Source organism: Roseobacter sp. OBYS 0001, assembly GCF_019654895.1.
Taxonomy (GTDB): domain Bacteria; phylum Pseudomonadota; class Alphaproteobacteria; order Rhodobacterales; family Rhodobacteraceae; genus Roseobacter; species Roseobacter litoralis.
This window is the reverse complement of sequence record NZ_BPES01000006.1, coordinates 109,098-130,393: the sequence shown is the minus strand read 5'-3', so window position 1 is coordinate 130,393 and position 21,296 is coordinate 109,098. Positions and strand designations below refer to the sequence as shown.

Below are 21,296 nucleotides of genomic sequence, written 5' to 3'. Positions count from 1 at the left end.
TTCAGGCAGCGTTACGTGGTTCAGGTTTTTCGCATGACGCTTTAATAGGTCGCGCGCCCGCCGGACAGATCGAATACGCCGGCAGTCGTGAAACTGTTTTCCCGCGACGCAAGCCAAGCGATCATTTCGGCGGCCTCAGTGACTTCAAGAAACCGTGCGCGCGGGATTTTCGACAGCATGTAGTCAATATGCTCTTGGCTCATCTGGTCAAATATACGGGTGCGCGCAGCCGCAGGTGTGACGCAGTTCACTGCGATATCAAGGTCTGCCAGCTCTTTACCGAGCGATTTGGTAAAACCGATCACACCAGCTTTTGACGCTGAATAGGCGGAGGCATTGGGGTTCCCCTCCTTGCCTGCGACCGACGCAATATTGACAATCCGCCCGTATTTCGCGTCCCGCATGGAGGGTACAACCGCTTTGTTGACGTGGAATGTACCCAGCAGGTTGATCGCCACGATCTTGGCGAATTCTTCCACCGGATAATCTTCGACCGTTGCATTCATCCCCGCGACGCCAGCGGAATTAACCACGATATCAATGCGCCCTGCAGTGGCCAGTGTTGCATCGCGCGCCGCGCACACACTATCCCAACTGGAGATATCGACGCCGATGGCAGCGCTGTCGCCACCCAACTCAGAGGCCGCCTGACTGGCCAGCGCTTGATCCGCATCCCAAATGATGATCCGCGCGCCTCTCTTCAGCAATACCTCACAGACTGCGCGGCCAATTCCCTGCGCGCCACCGGTGATAACAGCAACCTGTCCTGAAAAATCCATCATGCCGCGTCCCATCCTTCTCTGATACAGCGATAGCCATCGCGATAATATGCCTCGGGGCTTTCCGCAAAATCACGCCATACACGCGTTGCCGCCGCGAGTTCGGGCAAGCCGCGCCCAAAGGCTTCGATCGTCAGCCAACGATCATAGCCCGACGCCTTGATCGCCGCGAACGTCTCGGCAAAGGGGATATGCCCACGCCCCGGCACGCCGCGATCGTTCTCGGAAATATGCACATGTACGATATTGTCGGCATTGCGCGTAAACGCATCAATCGGGTCACGCTCTTCCAGATTGGCGTGGAAGGTGTCGTACATCGTCTTGATCGCGGGGTGATCTACCGATGTGGTATAGGCGCACAGATCGTCCATCGTATTGGCAAAATAGGTCTCAAACCGGTTCACCGCTTCCAGTGCGATTGTGACGCCATTGGCGCTGGCATGATCACCGACCTGTCGGTGGACCTCGCGCGCCCGGTCAAATTCTGCCTCTGTCGGTCCCGCGCCAGTGAAATGCCCCAGCGTCTGGTGCAAAGGCCCCCCAATCGCATCCGCCCCCAGCGCCGCCGTGCAATCAACGCACCACTTGAGGTAGTCCACAGCCGCCTTGCGCGCCTGAGCATCGTCGCTGAGCGGGTTCATCTCCAGCGTTGGCACAACCGAAATTCCGGTGCGTCCCAGCCCCAGATCATCCAGCATCTTACCGGTTTCGGCGTAGTCGTCAGGCGTTCCTGAAAAGATGGGGATTTCCACCCCGTCATAGCCGGTTTTCTTGATATCAGCGAGAAGCGCCCTGTGCTCCTGCCCCACCGAGGTTGTCCAAAGCAACATGCAGAATCCAATTTTCACAACGCGTCTCCCCCCTAAGGATGCCCAGTCCTGAGGGTTATACTGCGTAAATGAGGAATATCCAAAGCTATTTATGATGAGCGCACGTCAGAAAATTGAATACTTTTACTCAGAGTTATGCCAGCATGGCAATCGAACAACAAAACCGGGGAGGGTACCATGGGAACTCAAGCATATCCCAAGCTGCACAATGCGATGTGGCCGGGACTGGTGGGCAAAGGCGACGAAGAGCCGCCGATCAGTCTGGACAGAATGCTAGACTTGACGCAAGCCGCCGAGGTCGATGGCGTAAAGTTTGACGGGGTCGACCTGTTTCTTGCCGATCCGCATACGCCGATTGATGCCGATGAGGATACCATCAAGGCGCTTGCGGATAATGTCGGCGGTCGGGGGCTGAAAATCGGCTCTGCCGTGGCGCCCGTCTGGCCGCCCGTCGGGGGCGGATCGGCCATGGATGAGGGCGAGGGCCGTCAGGCGTTTCTGAACGCTGTGCGCCAGTCTTGCCGGATCATGGGTCGGTTGCGTGACCTTGGCGTGCGAGACAGTGGCGTCATTCGCGTGGATACCGCAACGGATGTGGCAAGCTGGGCCGAGGACCCGGCGGGCAACACAGCGAAAATGGCCGAGACGATGCGTCAGGCTTGTGACATTGCCGCCGACCACGGCGAAAAGCTCGCCGCTGAAGGGGAAATCTGCTGGGGTGGCATGCACAGTTGGAAACACATGCTGGACCTTCTGGAAGCGGTGGATCGCCCCGGGACATTCGGGTTTCAGGCAGATCTTGCGCACACGATGCTTTATGCTCTGGGCTACAATGCTCCGGAACACCGGCTGCTGCCGGAAGGGTATGATTGGAAGGACCCTGCCGAACTGGACGTCGCGCTGAAAACAATCACGGACGCGCTCAGACCCTGGACGATTGACTTTCACGTCGCCCAGAACGACGGCACCGTGCATGGCAGCGGCAGCCACGACAAAACGGGCCGGCACTGTCTGGCAACGGACCCGAATGGCAGGCTCGATATCGTCAAACACGCGGGGTTCTGGCTGAACAACGCGGATGGAACACCAACCAAGGCGATGCAGCACATCTGCTGGGACGGGTGTATGTTCCCCAATGCGGTTCTGAACGATCAACAGACATGGAACGATATACTGGCCGCCATGATCAAGGTGCGCGACGCCCATGGCTGGCAGGCATAAGGAGGCAGATATGACAAAACCCAAACTCAGAATTGGCATGGTCGGCTATGGATTTATGGGCCGCACACATTCCAACGCTTTCCTGACCGCCCCGCGTTTCTTTGATCTGCCGCGTCAGCCAGAACTGACAGCTATTTGCGCACGCGACCGTGACCGCGCCGAAGCCTTCGCTCAGAACTGGGGCTACGGCTCGGTTGAGACGGACTGGAAGGACCTCGTCGCGCGCGATGACATTGACCTGATTGACATCGCGGCACCCAACAACATGCATCAGGAGATCGCAATCGCCGCCGCTGAGGCTGGTAAAATGGTGATGTGTGAAAAGCCACTGGGCCGGACCGCCGCTGAAAGCCAAAAGATGGTGGATGCGGTCGAAAAGGCAGGTGTCGCCAATATGGTCTGGTATAACTACCGCCGTATTCCTGCCGTGACGCTGGCCAAGCAAATGATCGACAACGGTGATCTGGGCCGGATTTTCCATTATCGCGCCAAGTTCCTGCAGGACTGGACGATTTCCGAAGACCTGCCGCAGGGGGGTGAAGGGCTCTGGCGGCTCGATAAATCCGTGGCGGGCAGCGGTGTGACGGGGGATCTGCTGGCGCATTGCATTGATACGGCGATGTGGCTGAACGGGGGGATCGACAGCGTGACTGCCATGACGGAAACCTTCGTCAAAGAGCGCGAACACACCCTGACGGGCAAGGTCGAACCGGTTGGCATTGATGACGCCTGCGCCTTTATGGGGCGGTTCGCCAATGGATCGCTGGCGACCTTTGAATCGACACGCTACGCGCGTGGTCACAAAGCGCTCTATACGCTTGAGATCAACGGCGAACACGGCTCTTTGTTCTGGGATCTGCATGATCTGCACCGGCTTGAGTATTTTGACCACCGCGACGACGGGCGGACGAGGGGATGGCGTTCGGTACATGTGACCGATGGTGATCACCCTTACATGGACAAATGGTGGGTGCCCGGCCTGTCCATCGGCTATGATGAAAGTTTCACGCATCAGGCGGCGGATTTCATCATGGGTCTTGATGGGACGCCCGCCGCACCAACCTTTGCCGACGCGCTGAAGACCGACAAGGTGACAGATGCCGTTCTCAAATCTGCCGACAGCGGACGGTGGGAAGCGGCAAGCTGATCTGAGGCCTGAGCCGACCCGCGCCTTTGAGCCGATCGCGCGGGTCGACCGCGCCCATTGGCGCGCTATTTCTTTCGAAAGGACGACTTCGAAAGGGGATGAAATGCGCGGAATACGAGGATTGGCATGGGCGGTATTGCTTGCCGTGGGACTAGGCGCGACGGCCGCTGCAGATGACATGGTTCTCGAAGACTTCGGCGACGGCGCGTCGAAACGCTGGCAATATGCGGCGGATACAGTCATGGGCGGTGTCTCTGACGGTGCTGCCGTCGTGGCCGTGATCGATGGGCAGCCCGGCATCCGGTTGACCGGCACGGTCAGCACGGAGTTCAACGGTGGCTTTATTCAGGTACGCCGCCTGCTGCGCGATGGCCTGCCCGCAGAAACCGCCGGGATTGAGCTGGATGTGCGCGGGAACGACCAGCGCTATTATATCTTCATCAGAACGTCCGAGATGAGCAGGCCATGGTACTATTACGGCGAAAGCTTCGAAGCCGGCACCGCATGGCAAAAGGTTCAACTATCGCTGGACAGTTTTGAGCGCTCTCACGCACATCTGAGCGAGAGAATTGACCCCGAAGAAATCATCAGCATCGCCGTTGTCGCCTTTGGCCGCGATCATGAAGCGGATATTTCGGTGCGGCGCATCACGCTCTTTTGAGGCGTGCGCAACAATAGATGCTCAGGCCGCGCGCCATGCGGCCATCGCGGCCTCGGTCTGCGCGCGATCAATGATCCCGGCGTCCGACCCAAGGCCCGATGCGACAAGCGACGCAGCCGCCGTGCCCAGATGCCCGCACTCTAGCAGCGAGCGATCATCCGCCAGCCCGGCAATGAAGCCCGCCGTATAGGCATCGCCACATCCGGTCGTATCGATCACGTCGATATCATAGACCGGCACATGCACGCGATCGTTTCCCAGCGCGATCATCGACCCATCGCCCCCCATGGTCAGCACGCAGCACTTGACCCCCCGGCTTTGGAAAAAGGCGATGTTTTCCTCAACGCCACTGACACCAGAGAGGATTTCCGCCTCTTCGATGGAGGGGATGAAATAGTCGATATGCGGCAGCAACGGCTCGACAAATTGCCATGTATCAGGCCCGGCACCGACCAGATCCCATGTGGTGACGCAGCCTGCCTTCTGGGCGGCCTGCAACAAGCGGCGCGACGGCTCCCCATCCATCTTGGCCAGAAGCCCGGTACCGCCAAGATGCAGAAACCGGCAATTCAACACCTCTGACAGTTGATCCGGTGATACATCAAAATGATCGGACGCGCCCCGGCAATGCAGGGCCGGTCGTTCGCCATTGGCACGCACATTCAGAATCGTGGCTGAGGTTTCAACCCCCTCAAGCTGCTGCATCAGACGGCAATCAATCCCTGCCCGCGCCATATGGCTCATTACGAAATCGGCCTTTTCGTCATCACCGACGGCTCCGACCGCCTGACAGTTCAGACCCAGCTTGGCCAGATCGACCACAGTCCCGCCAGCGGTCCCGGCGACGGTCAGGCGTATCTCGTCAATAAACTCGACGTTGCCCCCTTCGGGGATGCTTTCGACCGGACGCCCGAGAATATCGAGGATATAGAGCCCGACCACAGAGACATCAAAGCGGCCGCTCATCTCAGCGATCCCAGATATTCAACGTAAAGGAAAGCCGTGCCAATCCCCAGCGCCGCCGCGACGCCCAGCACGATCATCACGATTATAAACACATTCAGGAGTTTGCGCGCCGGGACCCCTTCCCGGCAAAATGGTACAAGATTGAACACGAGCGCACCAATCACCACGGTCACGCAGCCGATGGAAAACAGTGTCAGTGAAAACGGTTGAAAGATCGCCAGAATGGACAGAACGCACAAACCGATGATGAGACGTTCAGCAAGTTTTGCCTGTGATGCGGTCATTTTGTCCTCAATAGTTGTTCGTCTTCGGTGAAGATATGCGTCATTTTGGGCGGGAACTTTGTATGCACATGGTCCCCTTCCGCGAGTGGCACGCGCCAATCCGTTACAAGCCGCAGATCATGGTGCCCGTCCTTGAGGTGCACCAGCGTTTCTGCCCCCATCGGTTCGACCATATCAATCTTTGTCGACAGGCCATCCGCTGAGGATTCGCGGCTGATTTCAAGGTTGCGGGGGCGGATGCCGAGGGTCACCTTGGCCCCGCGCGCAAGCTCCTCAACACGGCGATCCACCTCAATGATCATGCTTTGATTTCCCTCAACCGCGAATTCTGCAACCCCGTCTCCTTTGAGGTCGGTCAGCGTCGCAGGCAGCAGGTTCATTTGCGGTGTGCCGATAAACCCGGCGACAAACAGATTGCTTGGCCGCTGAAACACATTGTGCGGTGTGTCCACCTGTTCGATCCTGCCATCGCGCATTACCGCAATCCGGTCGGCCATGGTCAGCGCTTCGAGCTGGTCATGGGTCACGATGACGGTTGGGCGGCTGAGGTCCTGCAACACCTCCTTTATCTCGCCGCGCATTTCCTCGCGCAGTTGCACATCGAGCCGGGACAGCGGCTCATCAAACAAAAAACACGTGGGATCACGTATGATGGAGCGCCCCACCGCGACCCGTTGCTTTTCCCCTTCGGCAAGCTGCCCCGGTCTGCGGCCCAGAATACTGCCCAGTTGCAGGGTATCGGAGATCTTTTGCACGCGCTTGTCGATTTCGGATTTCGACATCTTTTCCGCATGCAAAGGAAACGCGAGGTTTTCCGCAACCGTCAGGCTGGGATAGAGCGCGTAGAACTGGAACGACATCGCGACGTTGCGGTCCCGCGGCGCGAGTTCATTGACCCGTTTGCCCTGCAGGACAACGTCGCCTTCGGTCGCGTATTCCAACCCTGCAATCATGCGCAGGGTTGTTGTTTTCCCGCAGCCAGATGGACCAAGCAGGCACAAGACCTCACCATCGCCCACATCGAAATCAACCGAATCCACGGCCGTTAAAGCACCAAACCGTTTGGTGAGACTTTTCAGTTCAATCGTCATTTTTTCACCGTTCCGAAAGTCACACCGCGCAAAAGCTGGTTTTGAAGCAGGAAAGTGACGAAAAAGATGGGGAGCAGGAACAAGGTCACAATGGCTGCGAGCAAGCCGTAATCAACGCCGACCTCACCGCCCAGTGTCCGCGCCATTGCGACCGGCACGGTTCGGGTCTCAACCCCTGTCAACAGCAGCGCAAAGAGGAATTCATTCCACGTCAGGATCAGGCCAAAGACGAATGTCGCCGCCAGCCCGGCCAGAATCTGCGGGATGCAAAAGCGGAAGAAAACCCGGCTTTCGCTCGCACCGTCCATACGGGCGGCATCCTCGATTTCCGGGTTCAACTCATCAAAGAAGCTTTTCACCAGCCAGACCGAGAACGGGATGTTAAAGGCGGTATAGAGCAGGATGATCCCCCAATAGCTGCCCGCGAGACCAGAGAGGCGGAACATCAGGAAGATCGGAATGATGACCACGATGGGCGGCATCATCCGTGTCGTCAGGATGATAAATAGATAGGTGTCATTGCCTTTCAGCGGATAACGGCTGAAGGCATAGGCCGCCAATGTCCCCACGATCAGCGCGAGCCCCACGGAAGTCCCCGCGATAAAGATCGAATTGAAGAAATAGAGCGCCATATCAGTGGCCTGACTGGACCCGGTCGTGATCGACGACCGGTAAAACACCGACACGAAATTATCCATCGTCGGCGTAAAGAACAGTTTGGGCGGCACCGCCAGCGCATCTGTCCGCGTTTTGAAGGCGGTCAGGATAATCCAGAGGACCGGCGAAAAATAGACCAGCCCGACAAGGGTGGTGATCAAGGTGTACCCCCAGCCCGCCTTGCCAATCTCACGATATCTACGGGCCATTAGCCGACCTCCTCTGCGCGTCGATTGACGGTATAAAGATAAAGGTTTGTCATCACGACAACGATGAACAGCACGATATAGGCCAGCGCAGACGACTGGCTGGTCTGAAAGAACTGAAAGGCCGTGCGATAGAGGTACACCGCGATGGTCTCGGTCGAACTCCCCGGCCCGCCTTCGGTGATGATGTAGACGATATCAAACAGCTTGAACGTCTCAATCGTGCGAAACAGAACCGCCAGCAACAGCAGGCTTTTGATATAGGGAAAGGTGATGGTCCAGAACCTGCGCCACGCACTGGCGCGGTCAATCTCGGCCGCCTCATAAAGGTATTTCGGCACGCTGACGAGACCGGCAAGAACCAGGAGCATCACAAAGGGCGACCACATCCAGGCATCCGCGATGACGATCCCGGCGATGGCCCCCGCAGGGCTGCCCATGACCACGAACCTGTCTTCGGAAAAATTACTGAGCAGGTAGCTCACGATGCCGAATGTCGGTTCGTAAAACAGTTTGAAAAACACACCAACGGACACGAAAGACAGCATCATCGGCGTCAGGACGAGCATCAGCACGATCCGCCGCATGGGGAACGCCTTGGCGAACATCAGCGCCAGAAGAAACCCGACGATGAGTTGCAGCAGGACAGACGACCCGACGATAATGGCCGTGGTCTGAAACCTTTCCCAGACTTTTTCGTCTGTCAGCACGCGTTCATAGTTTGACAGACCGCGAAACGTCGGCACCCTGAGCGAGCTTGCTTTATAGTTGAAAAAGCTCAGCCCGAACGACCAGAGCAACGGGAAAATATTCATCACGAACAGGATCGTGATTGCAGGCGTGACCAAAAGCGCACCACGTCTTTTTGGATCTAACAGCCAGGCGCCGAAACCGCCCTTACCGTTTGCTGCATCTGCCATGTACTACTGCCTCACAAGGATTGCGTAAAAAACCAGAGCCCGGGATCAATCCCGGGCTCCGAGAGTATCAGGTCATTCGATCATGCCGATGTCTTCCAGCAATTCCTGCTGGAATTCAGCCACCGAATCGAGCGCTTCCTTGGCCGAAATCTGCCCGGTGATCGCCTTGTCGAATTCTTCCTGCTGCTGTGTCAGCATTTCGAAGAACTCAGGGATGTGCCAGACGTCTTTCTGCCAATCGATCATCTCGACATGCGCACGGTTCCATGGGCGTAGTTCGTTGTACTGTGGATCCGCCATGACGCTCATGCGCCCGGACTGACCACCGTTTTTGACCGCTTCCAATTGGGTTTCGGGGCTCAGCCACCACTTCACAACGTTCAGCGACTCTTCGACGATCTGATCGCTATTCCACGTTGTCAGGACAAACGGCTGACCACCGATGTTACCCGTCCGGTCGATTGATCCATCGTCCTTACGTGTGCCCGGCGCAGGTGCAAAGGCAGATTTGTCATGTACCTTGGATGCATTGGGGTCGAGAATAGGCTCACCGAGACCAACCCAGTCGATAATCGCACCGACCTTGCCCTGCATGTACAGATCCTGGATCACAAAGATATCCATCTGCCCGGTCTGCGCAACCGGCGGCATGTACTGCAAATAGGACAGGTATTCGTCAAACGCGGAAACCGCGACATCCGAATTCACGACACCTTCGGCTTGCGCCTCGGGGGCTTTTGTTTCGTCCCAGATATCGCCACCCTGCTGCCAGATAAACGCGTTGATCTGCATGGTGGAGAAGTCGTAGCCTTTGCCAGCCTGATAGGCGATGCCATAGAAATCATCGTCCAGCGTTTCACCGGCGAGCATTTCGCCTTTCTTACGCTGGAAGAACTCACCGACCTGACCCCATTTCGTCCAGTCCGTATCCTGCCAGTCCTCATAGGTGCAGGGCAGGTTTGTGCCATACTTGGCCTCAAAATCCGCCATTTCCCCTTCGTGACAGAAGATATCTTCGCGATAGTAGGTCACATAGGTATCGGGGAACTGCGGGAAACCGTAGTAATTGACGCCCGGTGCCGGTACTTCGCCCGCCTCTTCCAGTTGCGCACGGGTTCTGTGCGGATAGGTCGAATAAGCCGACACAAGCGCCGGGTGAAGATCCTGCATGATGGCCGTCAGTTCCGGGTCCGCTTTGATCCGGTCCGTCAGGTTCAGATAGTACCCGCCCTCGACGAAAGCACCAAGCCACTGGCTGTCCGTCACGATCATCTGGTACTTCTGTTCACCCGACGTCAGCGACGCTGCAACCCGTTCGTAAAAGCTGGGCCATGGGATGAAATCAATCTCCAGTTTTACATTGGCACCCGACGGCGACGTATAGGTCTGATCCGCATATTCCTGCATGAACCTCGTCGGTGGCCAGTCAGGTGCTGCCATCGTGATCGTGATGTCTTCCGCAAGAGCCGGGGCTCCGCTCAATCCTGCGGCCAGGGTTGTCGCCCCCAGTAATCCGCCCATTAAAGTACGCATTCTTCTTCCTCCACTAGTTGTCAAATTTTGAGTTTTTATTGCTCTGCTCACCTTTTCTTTTGCTTTTTATCCACTGCCCAAACGCCGCCCGCTGCCCCGATCAAAGAAGTGCAGATCAGAGGGGTCAAAGGCAACTTCGATCTCGTCACCCACCGAATACTGCGCCGCAACCTCTTCGCGCAGAACCATTTTCAGGCCCACGTCCTGCACCGCCACGTCAAAGATTGTTACATCCCCCAGTGGTTCAGTCAGATGAATTTTGGCCGGGAACCGCGCCCGTGCCGCCGTGCCCCCTTCGGCCAGAACAATGTCCTGCGGACGCAGCCCAACGGCAATATCCTGACCCGACAGAACACTGCGCGCATGCACGGGTGCTTTCAGAAACGACAGTTGGACCTGCCCGTCATCCGGGGTCGCCGCGGACAGGATATTGATCGGCGGGGACCCAACCATCCGCGCCACATAGAGGTCATTCGGCATGCTATAGAGATCACGCGGTGTGCCAATCGCCACCACGCGGCCGTTCTCGATCACACCAACCCGTTCGCCCATAGTCAGCGCTTCAAGCTGGTCCGGTGTCGCATAAACCATCGTCATGCCCAATTCGCGGTGCAGGCGTTTGAACTCCGCGCGCATCTCATGGCGCAGCTTTGCATCCAGATTGGTCAGCGGCTCATCCAGCAGCAAAAGCCTTGGGCGACGCACGATGGCACGTCCAATGGCAACACGCTGCTGCTCCCCACCGGAAAGGGTCGTGGTCTTGCGCTTGAGCGTATGCGACACCCGCAACAATTCAGCAATTTCGCCGACACGCTTTTTGATATCGTCACTGGCAACCCCGTCGCGGCGCAAAGGATGGGCCAGATTTGCCTCAACGGTCATATGCGGGTAGAGCGCAAACGTCTGGAAAATCATGGACATCCCACGGTTTTGCACCGGCGAACGGGTGACATCCTGACCGTCAAAGCGGACTTCGCCCTCTTTCAGCTCTTCGAGCCCGGATATTGCGCGCAGCGTTGTCGTCTTACCCGATGACGATGGCCCCAGCAGGCAGAAAAACTCACCATCGGCGACGTCGAACGTCATGTCTTCAAGGGCGACAACGCTGCCAAACTCGCGCCGCAGGTTTTTTACTTTTAGCTCAGACAAGGTGGCATGCCCCCCCGTGTTCCCTGCACTGCTTGGCTGCCTACCCCGGACGCCTTGCGGCCCATGGCCTTGGTTTGCACCATATGTCTCATCACGAAATCCCCAACATGCGCTTGTTCGCATCCTCATCCGTACCGCCATCCGCAAAGTCATCAAACGCACGCTCAGTCACGCGGATGATGTGATCAGAAACGAATTGAGCGCCTTCGCGCGCGCCATCTTCCGGATGCTTCAGGCAACATTCCCATTCGACCACGGCCCAGCCATCAAACCCGTTTGCCGCCATTTTCGAAAAGACCGCGTTGAAATCCACCTGTCCGTCGCCAAGACTGCGGAAACGCCCCGCACGGTTGACCCAGCTTTGGAATCCGGAATAGACACCCTGCCGACCGGTCGGGTTGAATTCCGCATCCTTGACGTGAAACATGCGTATACGGTCTTTGTAGATGTCGATATTATCAAGGTAATCAAGGCACTGCAGCACGTAGTGCGACGGATCATACAGCATGCAGGCGCGGTCATGATTGCCCGTCCTCTCCAGAAACATCTCGTAGGTGACGCCGTCCATCAGGTCTTCGCCCGGATGGATTTCATAACACACATCGACACCGCAATCTTCTGCATGATCCAGCAACGGCATCCAGCGTTTGGCCAACTCATCAAAGGCGGTTTCGACCAAACCCGCAGGACGCTGCGGCCAAGGGTACATGTAGGGCCAGGCCAATGCGCCGGAAAAGGTCGCATGCGCGCCTATGCCGAGGTTTTTCGATGCGCTCAGCGCTTTTTTAACCTGATCGACGGCCCATGCCTGACGTTTTGCGGGGTTGCCACGCACATGGGGCGCCGCGAATCCGTCAAAGGCGTCATCATAGGCCGGATGCACGGCCACCAACTGCCCCTGCAGGTGCGTCGACAACTCGGTGATCTCAATGCCATTGTCCGCAGCAACACCCTTGATCTCATCGCAATAGGTCTCGGACTCCGCCGCCTTATCAAGGTCAAACAATCGACCATCCCAGCTTGGGATCTGCACGCCTTTGTACCCGCAATCCGCAGCCCATTTCGTGATCGCATCCCAGCTGTCAAACGGTGCCTCATCGCCCGCAAACTGCGCCAGAAACAACGCTGGCCCTTTGATCGTTTTCATTCCCCTGTACCCCTTCACCAATTCCAGACTTACGGAAGATTATCCCGCATGAAGATTTCAATTCTGATCCGTTCCTGATTTTCATTGATTGGCCCGTTGTCCGTGAGGGCTTTGAGCACGCGCACTGCGCTGCGAACCTCATGACCCGGATCCTGCACCAAGACGGCGTCGACTGTACCAGATAGCAACGCATCCCGTGTATGCTCGGAAAGCTCGGTCGTGACGGCCCGGATATCGGTCTTTGCGCTCTCGATTGCTTCGATCACGCCACGGGTGCCGCCGCCCAGACTGTACAATCCGACAATATTCGAATTTGCAGCCAGCAGCTTTGAAAGCTTTTCCTCGACCAAACCCGCAAGCTCTTCGCCTTCGATCCAAGGCAGCACATTCAGGTGTGGACATTCAGCGCGCATGACCTGTTCGAATCCCATGCGTCTCTCAACGTGATCGCGCAATATCCCGGAACCCGCAATGACAGCCACATCGCCCGACGGCGCGCAGATGAACCTGTTCAGCAGGCTTGCGGCGACTCGTCCTGCGGCCACATTGTCTATGCCGATAAACCGATCGCGGCGCGAATTCGGGATGTCAGAAATAAACGTGACAACGCGAACACCCCGATTTCGAAGCTTGTTTATCGCATCACGCACGATCTGGCTTTCGACAGCCACAAGCGCCAGACCATCGCCGACATCATCCCCCAGCGCGTCAATGGCACGCACGACGGCCTCCGGGTTCAACGGGGGAACAGTGACCGCGCGGATATCAATCCGGCTCTTGGATGCGTCACTTCTGGCCGCCTCCACTTCGTTCAGCAGGTCATTGAAAAACGTGGTCTCACCCGCCGGGAGAATGAAGGTGAACCGATAGTCTTTGCCCCGCGCAAGATCGGCGGCGGCCTGATTGCGCACAAAACGCAACTGATCCATCGCAGAGTGCACTTTTTCAATCGTGCTCTCGCTGACGCCTTTGCGCTCGTTGAGCACACGATCAACGGTGGCGACGCTTACGCCAGCCGCTTTCGCAACGTCTTGTGCCGTCACCCGGTTCATGTTGACTCCCTCTGGTCAAAAGGTTGATGTAGTTCATGATGTACGTCAACCAAAAATGAGATAAATCACATCATCCATGAAAGGCTCGTGCTTATGCTTATCGGAATTGACCCTGTTTTGACCCCGGACCTTTTGCGCCATCTCGGGGCAATGGGCCACGGAGATCAACTCGTGATTGCAGATGCGAATTTCCCGGCCGAGGCCTGTGCAAATCGTATTGAACGTCTGGCCGGGGCCAGCGCGACCGAGGCGCTGCGCGCGATCCTGTCCATCATGCCGCTCGACACATATGTGGACGCCCCGGCCCGGTCGATGCAGGTGGTGGGTGACCCGGCGGCTGTCCCGGATATCGTGGCAGAGTTTCAGCGCATCATTGATGACGTGGCCGATCACCCCGCACAGATACAATCCGTGGAACGGCATGAATTCTACCGGGAGGCCAAAAAGACCTACTGCGTTGTTCAAACGTCAGAAAACCGCTTTTACGGCAATATCATCCTGTCCAAAGGCGCCATTGCACCAAGCTGAAGGCCCGGCGACATACTGCTAGGATTTTTTCAGATCGGCCAGCACCTGTGCCCAGGCCTGCAGCATGACCGCAGCGGATTCAGCGCCGGGATCAATGTGCCCACGCGACCTTTCCCCCAGCTTTTTGGACCGCCCCCTGTTACTGAGCATCTGTTTTGTCTCAACGGCGCCGGCTGACGCCGCTTGTGCTGCCGCGACAGCACAGTCCGCCACGGCGGAACTTTCGCGCAGCTTCGCTTTGGCTGCCGCTGCGGCGGGACCCCATGCATCGACCATCGTTTTGTCGCCGGGCTGCGCGCCACCACGTGCAACGATTCCATCAGACAGGCCCTGTACCCAAGCCACATAGCTGGCCGCATCCAGATTGAGCCGGTCAGCGACCGCTGCCCCCGCCGTTTGAAAGGCACTCCCGTATAGGGGGCCCGCCGAGGCGCCAACCGCTTCAAGGAAGGCATCCGCCATGTCCTCACACATTGCGGATATCGTCGCAGGCCGGTCTGGCGCGTTCAGCTGGGCCATGACAGCCTTCCAGCCGATTTCCATCGTCAGCCCATGATCACCATCCCCGATTGCCCCATCAAGTGCGCTGAGCCGGTCCCGTTCCCGGTAAATAGCCTGCGCCGATGCTTCCATCATGGTGTGAAAAACACCCGGTGTAATCGGCCCGTCGGATTTCAGATCATCAAGCGCAACAGTCATGCGCCCGCGCTGCTTTGATCTGCTTTGCATCTCACGCGCAGGGTGCGCCGCGGGCGCAGCAGCCGCGCCAACGCGCAAGGCGGGCGTATCACAGGGATGATCCAGCCAGCTTTGCAGATCGCCGTCCAGCTTCATGATGGTGATCGACGCCCCTTCCATGTCGAGCGAGGTGCAGTATTCGCCAACCCAGCTTGCGTGAATATCGACCGAACGCTCTGCCATGATCTGCGCAACCCGGTTGTGCAGAATATAAAGCTCCAGCAGACTGGTGGACCCGAGACCATTCACCAGAACTGCAACCCGGTCCTGCGCGCGCAGGTCCAGTTCCTGCAGGATCGGGGCCAGCAACCGGTCCGTAACCGCATCTGCCGTTTCCGCCGGGGCACGCTCGATGCCCGGCTCGCCGTGAATGCCCATGCCGATTTCCATCTCACCCGGCGGCAGTTCGAAATTGGCCTGCCCGGTCTGCGGCATCGTGCAGGGACCAAGTGCCACGCCCATGGTTCGCGTCGCATCATTGGCCCGCTTGGCCGCCGCTTCGACCGCCTCCATGTCCAAGCCGAGGTCTGCGGCGGCCCCCGCAACCTTAAAGACGAAAAAATCGCCCGCGATGCCGCGTCTTTCCTCGATATTATCAAGCGGCGCAGACGCGATGTCATCTGTCACCACGAACGAGCGCGCAGTGATCCCTTCCTTGGCCATGCCCTCTGCGGCCATGCCAAAATTCATCACATCACCGGTGTAATTCCCGTAGAGGAACAACACGCCCGCACCGCCGTCCGCCGCAAACCCGGCATCCATGATCTGTGACGGCGATGGTGAGGCAAAGATATTTCCCAAGGGTGCCGCATCGGCCAGCCCATGCCCCACATAGCCTGCAAACGCCGGTTCGTGCCCTGATCCACCGCCCACTACAATCCCGACCTTACCATGGCGCGGCCCGTTCTTTGCAACGATGGCGCGCCCTGTGTCCCCGCTTACGAACAGGTGGTCTGGGTGCGCGGAAACCATACCCGCGATCAACTCTTCGATCAGGTTGTCGGGATGGTTGATCAGTTTTCTACGTTGGACCGACACGTCAGCTGCTCCTCATGTTCTTGAAACGCAAAGCTGCTACATATGGCGACGCAAAGTCAAACATCATTCCCGTTGCACGTCGACGCTGAACGGCAGGGCCGACCGAAGGCATCACCATTTCGCGTGTGCCTTCCCGTCGCGCCGCGCGCGCGCAAAATTGACAGGCCATAGCCGGTCGTTTTGCCAAACCGGGCACAGGTCACTTCGCCCGTGACCGCCGCCCGCTAGTCCCCAAGACCCAGCATTTTTTTCTGATCCGACGCCCATTTCATGATGGTAAGGTCGAATGTCAGCGCCATGAGCGACACACAAATCCCAAGCACAAAGTTCTTGCCCATATCAGTGCCTGCAAGCGTCCGCTGCAATTCCTGCCCCAGATCCTGCGTGCCGATAAAGGCCGCGATGATCACCATAAAGAAAGCGAACATGATGGCTTGATTGAACCCGACGGCCATGGTCGGCAAGGCAAGCGGAAGCTGCACTTTCCACAGTTTTTGCCTGCGTGTAGCGCCCGCCATATCAGCGGCTTCAATCATCTCTTCGGGAACAGATCGAAGCCCTTCGATTGTGTAACGCGTCAATGGCACCATCGCAAAAATCAGGATGGAGAACACGATCGCGACGTCAGTGATCCCAAACAGCATGATAGCCGGGATCAGGTAGACAAAGCTCGGGAAGGTTTGCGCCGTGTCGCATACCAGCAAAATGCGATTTGACCACTTCTCCGTGCGTGCGGCCCATATTCCCAAAGGCAAACCGAACATCATCGCCAAGGTGACCGCCGAAATAACCGAGTAAAGCGTAATGACCGAACGGTCCCACCACCCCGACAAGGCAACCAGTGAAAAGAAAATTCCCGCTAGAACTGCTTGCTTTTTGCCGCCGAGCCACAGCGCAAAGGCAACAATGATTAATATGAAAGCAGGTGTCGGGATCGACAAAAGGAAATTCCGGAACGGTATCAGCACCTGAACATTCAAAAATGAACGTAAGAACCCTGTAGTGGTCTTTACGATATTGATGTCGAGGAAGCCTTTGATCAGAACATCGATCTCCCTGCCCTGACTGAAGTTCTGTCTGCGCCCGATGGTTGATGCCACTTCCACAAACTGTGAAACGATGATGAAAAAGACGAACAGTCCGACTCCAATCAATGCGATCAAGTGGCGTTTCCACCAAGCTGTGCCTTTTTCGAAATGGACGGGCTGTTTGGCGACCCAGGCTTTGGACATACGGTCCAGCATGACAGCAAGCAGCACGATCGTAACACCGATTTCAAACGAGCGGCCCAGCTTGAAACTGCCCATCATCGCCAGCAGCTTGGCCCCCAATCCTGGCATGCCGATAAACGCGGTCAGCACCACCATCGCCAGACACAGCATGATAACCTGATTGACACCCACCAGAATTTCCCGGCGCGCGGAGGGCAGATAGACGTGGCGCAAAAGCTGCCATCGGCTGCATCCGCTCATCTCCCCAGCCTCAACGACCTCTGCCGGAACTTTTTGCAGGCCCAAGGTCGTCATCAAGATCATCGGTGGGATCGCATAGATTGTGGTCGCAACGGCGCCCGCTGTCGGGCCAACTTTGAAAAAGATCACGGCGGGCAGCAGATACGTAAAGAACGGCAACGTCTGCAACACCGACAAAACGGGTTTGAGTGCGCGATTGAACCATGGTTTACGCCAGGCAAGGATGCCCAGCGAAAGGCCAATGACAAAGGCCAGCGGGGCGGCAACAACCAGCACGGACATGGTTTCCATGGCGATGGTCCACTGACCGATCAACGCCGTCCAGATGAACGTACCCGCCCCCAGCAGTGCCATCCGCCAGCCGCCCAGGTAATAGCCAACGACCGCCGCAACTGCTGCCACGGATGTCCATGGAATGGGCCCGATGTTGGGCCACCTTCGTTTTCCAAACAGCAGGTTGGCGGTGGCATCGAGTATCCACTCCAACCCCTCGGTCAGTGTCCGCGTCAGAACAAGCAGCCCAAGGTCATCTTTGACAAAATTGAAAATAGCATCAAGCCAGACCGCAAAGGGAGGCACCAATACTTCGGGCAGGCGAAACAGCACTGACGGCAACAGCCCAGCGTATTGGGCCAGCGTCAAAACCGCCGCGACCGCGACGAAAACAACGGCCAGTCGGCTGGTCGACATCCCATCACGCGCCTGAATGCCCTGAACTTCACCGCTCTGTGCGATATCGGCCATCAGGTGGCCTCCAGCAGGATATCCAGCCCGTCCTGACGGCGAAGGCCGCCAATGGCCACGCCATCGCGCTGGACGGGGATAATGGCGCGTGTGTCCTGCACCAGCAGTTTCGCAAGATCCTTGACAGACGCGGTTGCATCGACCGGTTCACCGTCGCCCATGGCATCGGTTTGCGCCAGTGCGCCCGCCTGAACCACCCGCGCGCGATCAATATCTTCGGTGAATTTGCGCACATATTCGGTCGCCGGGTGCAGCACGATCTGATCAGGCGTGTCGCATTGTTCGACCGCACCGTCCTTCATGATCGCAATACGGTCGGCCAGCCGAAGTGCTTCGTCAAAATCGTGGGTGATGAACACGATTGTCTTGCCCAGCATCGCCTGCAGGCGCAGGAATTCGTCCTGCATCTCGCGCCGTATCAGAGGGTCAAGGGCCGAAAACGGCTCGTCCAGAAACCAGATGTCAGGCTCAATCGCCAAAGATCGTGCAATGCCAACACGCTGCTGTTGTCCGCCCGATAGTTCGCGCGGGAAATATTCTTCTCGCCCCTCAAGCCCGACCAGTTTCACAACTTCCAAGGCGCGTTTACGGCGTTCGTGTTTATCCTGCCCGCGCATCTCAAGTGGGAAAGCGACATTTTCCAGAACAGTACGATGCGGCAACAACCCAAAGCTCTGAAAAACCATGCCCATCTTGTTGCGGCGCAGATCGATCAGCTCCTTCTCCGAGAGCTTCATGATGTCCTGACCCTCAACCTCGATGACGCCGCCCGTAATGTCGTGCAGGCGTGAGAAACACCGCACGAGCGTCGATTTTCCGGACCCCGACAGCCCCATGATGACCAGCATTTCACCGCGGGCCACGTCTATGGAAACGTCCTTTACCCCTGCAATGTAGCCATCCGCCCTTATATCATCAAAGCTATGGGATTCAGGCAGTTGAGCGAGATACTTTTTCGGGTCTGCGCCAAAAATCTTCCAAACGTTTTTGCAGGAAATAACGGGGGCATCAGTCATGTTTTGGGTCTTCCTTTGTACAGGATACCTATTCGGGTCGCGAACACCCGACCAAAGGTTCATTTGGCCGGGTGTCAGTTTTGTCTGTGTCAGTTTGGGTTAGGAATTGCCCAACCACGGCTGCCAGACATCCGGGTTTTCTTCCAACCAGATTTCTGCGGCCTCTTCGGGCTCATAATCGTCAACATCGACCAGCTTGGCCATTTGAGCGATCTGCGCGTTGGTGAATGAAATTTTGGTCAACGTGCTATAGGCTGCTGGCCATTTTTCCTGCATGCCATCCCATGCCGCTTTCTTCATATATCCCTTGGCAGGATTGCCGCAGTCATAAAGCGCATTGGGATTGGGGCCAACGCTTGGGTCTTTGTCACATCCATCGACCCATTCCGGGAATTCCACGAACTCACCGGGCCAGACCGCTTCGGCAAAGTTCGGCGTCCAGTTGAAGACGACGATTGGGCGCTTGTCAGCCTCAGCGGCCCCGATTTCAGCCCAGAGCGCGGCAGCCGACCCTGCGTTGACCACGACAAAATCCATTTCCAGCGCTTCAACCCGTTCCTGACCGTGCTTGAGCCAGTCCACGGGACCATCCAGGTAGCGGCCCTTGTCACCCGTCTCAGGCGTGGCGAATATCTCTGCGCACTCGTTCAGCGCTTCCCAGCTGGGCAGACCGGGGCATGCGTCTTTGGTCCACATCGGATACCACCAGTCTTCGCGCGTCACCGCATTATGATCGCCCGCATCATGCAATCCGCCTTTTTCCAGTGCGGCACGGAAGGACGCGCCAAAGGCCCCTTCCCAGACTTCCATTTCCAGCGTGACGTCACCAAGTCGCACCGACTCGTAAACCGCTTGGCTGTCAGTGGTCACAAACTCGACATTGTTGCCCATTTCTTCAAAAATCTGGCCCACGACATGTGACATGACGATCTGTGATGACCAGTTGTGGATAGGGATCACAATTGGATCGCTGCTGTCTTCGGCAAAGGCTGCGAGTGGCATACAGGCCAGAATACCTGTTGCCAGAGCAGTTGTAAGTCTTTTCATGTTAGTCTCCCGGTTGGTAAAGCTATGTTAAGCATTATTTTCAGAACGCGCCGCATGTGCAGCCCCGCAGAGCATCGGCGAATCTTTACCCGCGGCTCGTCAGCATTCCATTGGCGTCAGTGTTGCAGGATTTTCCTATCAATCAAGTTTTTTTCTCAACAGGCGTGATGAATTGCAACTTAAGATTGCAAAATGGACGGTAACATTGAGTTTTTTTCCGGATACACCTGATTCATGGAGCCGTACCTAACAGAAAAGCGACCCTCGCGGGCGCAATGCACAATTCTTGAACACTGCCCGGCTGTCGACGACATGCCACGTGCCGAAAAATTGCGCGGGCTTTCAGGGCCGACGGCCCGCACCAGTGCCGGAACGTCAAGGTCATGACCTAACTGCCTGTGGGTCCGTATTGGCGGCAAAGTGGGATTATGCGGCGTGCTATGGTGCGTCGTGATCAAAGACTGAGCCGGGGTCACGCCGCTCTGGTAGTGTGCTGTTCATAATGCGAATACACTCAAACACGGTTGGCGACGGCCCCCACACCACCCGCACGCCGATGTAATGCCTGAACTGCCAGAGGATATGATGCTGTCCAACCTGCCCTTTACACTGCCTGCTCTCAGAAAGAGCTTACGCTCAGGGCGTCACACCGCAACAGGTCATTGACGAGGTTTTCAGACGGCTGACTGCGGTTGCAGATCCGGGTATCTTCCGTCTCTCGCCGGGAGAAGAACACGCTATATGCTAAGGCGCGGGCACTGGGTTCTTTTGCCCCCAACCTTCCCCTTTGGGGCATCCCTTTTGCGGCAAAGGACAACAGTGACGTCGCGGGCCTTAAGACAACAGCGGGCTGTCCAGTCTACGCCTACACCCCGGAAAAAGACGCATTCGTCGTCGCAAAAATGCGCCATGCCAGCGCGTTGGTGATCGGGAAAACCAACCTTGACCAATTCGCAACCGGTCTGGTGGGCATGCGCACTTCACACGGCGCGCAACGCCATTGATCCTGCACTTGTTCCGGGCGGGTCATCCGCTGGTTCAGCCGCTGTTACAAGTCACGGCATCGTGAC

Annotated in this window: 19 protein-coding genes and 1 pseudogene; 5 read left to right on the top strand and 15 right to left on the bottom strand. The window is 57.2% G+C overall.

What is annotated here, in order from left to right; translation table 11 throughout:
- Window positions 1-41: 41 nt before the first annotated feature.
- Both K5Q35_RS13845 and K5Q35_RS13840 read right to left on the bottom strand, forming a co-directional pair.
- Entirely contained in the window at window positions 42-782 is a 741-nt protein-coding gene (locus tag K5Q35_RS13845; protein ID WP_220799974.1) for an SDR family NAD(P)-dependent oxidoreductase, read from the bottom strand.
- Entirely contained in the window at window positions 779-1,609 is an 831-nt protein-coding gene (locus K5Q35_RS13840; RefSeq protein ID WP_259650540.1) for a sugar phosphate isomerase/epimerase, read from the bottom strand. The genes K5Q35_RS13845 and K5Q35_RS13840 overlap by 4 nt, the downstream gene beginning before the upstream one ends.
- A 177-nt stretch (window positions 1,610-1,786) precedes the next feature.
- Here K5Q35_RS13840 and K5Q35_RS13835 point away from each other — a divergent pair, with 177 nt between their 5' ends.
- Genes K5Q35_RS13835 through K5Q35_RS13825 form a run of 3 tightly spaced genes read left to right on the top strand, consistent with a single transcriptional unit; the run spans window position 1,787 to window position 4,638 of the window.
- Window positions 1,787-2,830 carry a sugar phosphate isomerase/epimerase gene (locus K5Q35_RS13835; protein ID WP_220799972.1) on the top strand — a complete coding sequence of 348 codons (1,044 nt, stop codon included), beginning with the start codon at window positions 1,787-1,789 and terminating at the stop codon, window positions 2,828-2,830.
- Window positions 2,831-2,840: 10 nt separating this feature from the next.
- Window positions 2,841-3,977, top strand: a complete 1,137-nt coding sequence (locus K5Q35_RS13830; protein WP_220799971.1) for a Gfo/Idh/MocA family protein — start codon at window positions 2,841-2,843, stop codon at window positions 3,975-3,977.
- Window positions 3,928-4,638 (top strand): CIA30 family protein, encoded by a 711-nt coding sequence (locus K5Q35_RS13825; RefSeq protein ID WP_220799970.1) that lies wholly within the window; start codon window positions 3,928-3,930, stop codon window positions 4,636-4,638. Before K5Q35_RS13830 ends, K5Q35_RS13825 begins: the two co-directional genes overlap by 50 nt.
- Window positions 4,639-4,659: 21 nt before the next feature.
- On the opposite strand, the gene K5Q35_RS13820 is transcribed toward K5Q35_RS13825, so the two are convergent.
- From K5Q35_RS13820 to K5Q35_RS13780, 9 genes are all read right to left on the bottom strand, one after another.
- On the bottom strand, window positions 4,660-5,604 hold the full coding sequence (locus K5Q35_RS13820) for a carbohydrate kinase family protein (protein WP_220799969.1): 945 nt from the start codon (window positions 5,602-5,604) through the stop codon (window positions 4,660-4,662).
- Window positions 5,601-5,888: a hypothetical protein gene (locus K5Q35_RS13815; protein ID WP_013960526.1), complete on the bottom strand. Its 288-nt coding sequence runs from the start codon at window positions 5,886-5,888 to the stop codon at window positions 5,601-5,603. The genes K5Q35_RS13820 and K5Q35_RS13815 overlap by 4 nt, the downstream gene beginning before the upstream one ends.
- Window positions 5,885-6,979, bottom strand: a complete 1,095-nt coding sequence (locus K5Q35_RS13810) for an ABC transporter ATP-binding protein (protein ID WP_220799968.1) — start codon at window positions 6,977-6,979, stop codon at window positions 5,885-5,887. The genes K5Q35_RS13815 and K5Q35_RS13810 overlap by 4 nt, the downstream gene beginning before the upstream one ends.
- Window positions 6,976-7,845 carry a carbohydrate ABC transporter permease gene (locus K5Q35_RS13805; protein ID WP_013960524.1) on the bottom strand — a complete coding sequence of 290 codons (870 nt, stop codon included), beginning with the start codon at window positions 7,843-7,845 and terminating at the stop codon, window positions 6,976-6,978. The genes K5Q35_RS13810 and K5Q35_RS13805 overlap by 4 nt, the downstream gene beginning before the upstream one ends.
- A complete protein-coding gene (locus K5Q35_RS13800) occupies window positions 7,845-8,762 on the bottom strand; it encodes a carbohydrate ABC transporter permease (protein ID WP_013960523.1) in 918 nt (305 codons plus the stop codon). Before K5Q35_RS13800 ends, K5Q35_RS13805 begins: the two co-directional genes overlap by 1 nt.
- A 72-nt stretch (window positions 8,763-8,834) precedes the next feature.
- On the bottom strand, window positions 8,835-10,295 hold the full coding sequence (locus K5Q35_RS13795) for an ABC transporter substrate-binding protein (RefSeq protein WP_220799967.1): 1,461 nt from the start codon (window positions 10,293-10,295) through the stop codon (window positions 8,835-8,837).
- A 66-nt stretch (window positions 10,296-10,361) separates the two neighbouring features.
- Window positions 10,362-11,444: an ABC transporter ATP-binding protein gene (locus tag K5Q35_RS13790; protein ID WP_013960521.1), complete on the bottom strand. Its 1,083-nt coding sequence runs from the start codon at window positions 11,442-11,444 to the stop codon at window positions 10,362-10,364.
- Window positions 11,445-11,535: 91 nt separating this feature from the next.
- Window positions 11,536-12,591 (bottom strand): sugar phosphate isomerase/epimerase, encoded by a 1,056-nt coding sequence (locus tag K5Q35_RS13785; protein WP_220799966.1) that lies wholly within the window; start codon window positions 12,589-12,591, stop codon window positions 11,536-11,538.
- Window positions 12,592-12,620: 29 nt separating this feature from the next.
- On the bottom strand, window positions 12,621-13,643 hold the full coding sequence (locus K5Q35_RS13780; RefSeq protein ID WP_013960519.1) for a LacI family DNA-binding transcriptional regulator: 1,023 nt from the start codon (window positions 13,641-13,643) through the stop codon (window positions 12,621-12,623).
- A 93-nt stretch (window positions 13,644-13,736) separates the two neighbouring features.
- Between K5Q35_RS13780 and K5Q35_RS13775 the strand changes: the two genes are divergently transcribed.
- Entirely contained in the window at window positions 13,737-14,171 is a 435-nt protein-coding gene (locus K5Q35_RS13775; RefSeq protein ID WP_013960518.1) for an RbsD/FucU family protein, read from the top strand.
- Window positions 14,172-14,189: 18 nt separating this feature from the next.
- Here K5Q35_RS13775 and dhaL read toward each other — a convergent pair whose 3' ends face one another.
- From dhaL to K5Q35_RS13755, 4 genes are all read right to left on the bottom strand, one after another.
- The gene (gene dhaL, locus K5Q35_RS13770; protein WP_220799965.1) at window positions 14,190-15,947 is read right to left on the bottom strand and encodes a dihydroxyacetone kinase subunit DhaL; all 1,758 of its coding nucleotides are present in this window, start codon (window positions 15,945-15,947) and stop codon (window positions 14,190-14,192) included.
- Between the two features lie 224 nt (window positions 15,948-16,171).
- On the bottom strand, window positions 16,172-18,163 hold the full coding sequence (locus K5Q35_RS13765; protein ID WP_220799964.1) for a proline/glycine betaine ABC transporter permease: 1,992 nt from the start codon (window positions 18,161-18,163) through the stop codon (window positions 16,172-16,174).
- Complete coding sequence (locus tag K5Q35_RS13760) at window positions 18,163-19,179, bottom strand: glycine betaine/L-proline ABC transporter ATP-binding protein (protein WP_220799963.1); 1,017 nt, start codon at window positions 19,177-19,179, stop codon at window positions 18,163-18,165. The genes K5Q35_RS13765 and K5Q35_RS13760 overlap by 1 nt, the downstream gene beginning before the upstream one ends.
- Window positions 19,180-19,278: 99 nt before the next feature.
- The gene (locus K5Q35_RS13755) at window positions 19,279-20,226 is read right to left on the bottom strand and encodes an ABC transporter substrate-binding protein (RefSeq protein ID WP_013960514.1); all 948 of its coding nucleotides are present in this window, start codon (window positions 20,224-20,226) and stop codon (window positions 19,279-19,281) included.
- Between the two features lie 692 nt (window positions 20,227-20,918).
- On the opposite strand from K5Q35_RS13755, the pseudogene K5Q35_RS22685 reads away from it, so the two are divergent.
- Window positions 20,919-21,267, top strand: a pseudogene (locus K5Q35_RS22685) (amidase family protein); the annotation flags it as partial.
- Window positions 21,268-21,296: the final 29 nt, after the last annotated feature.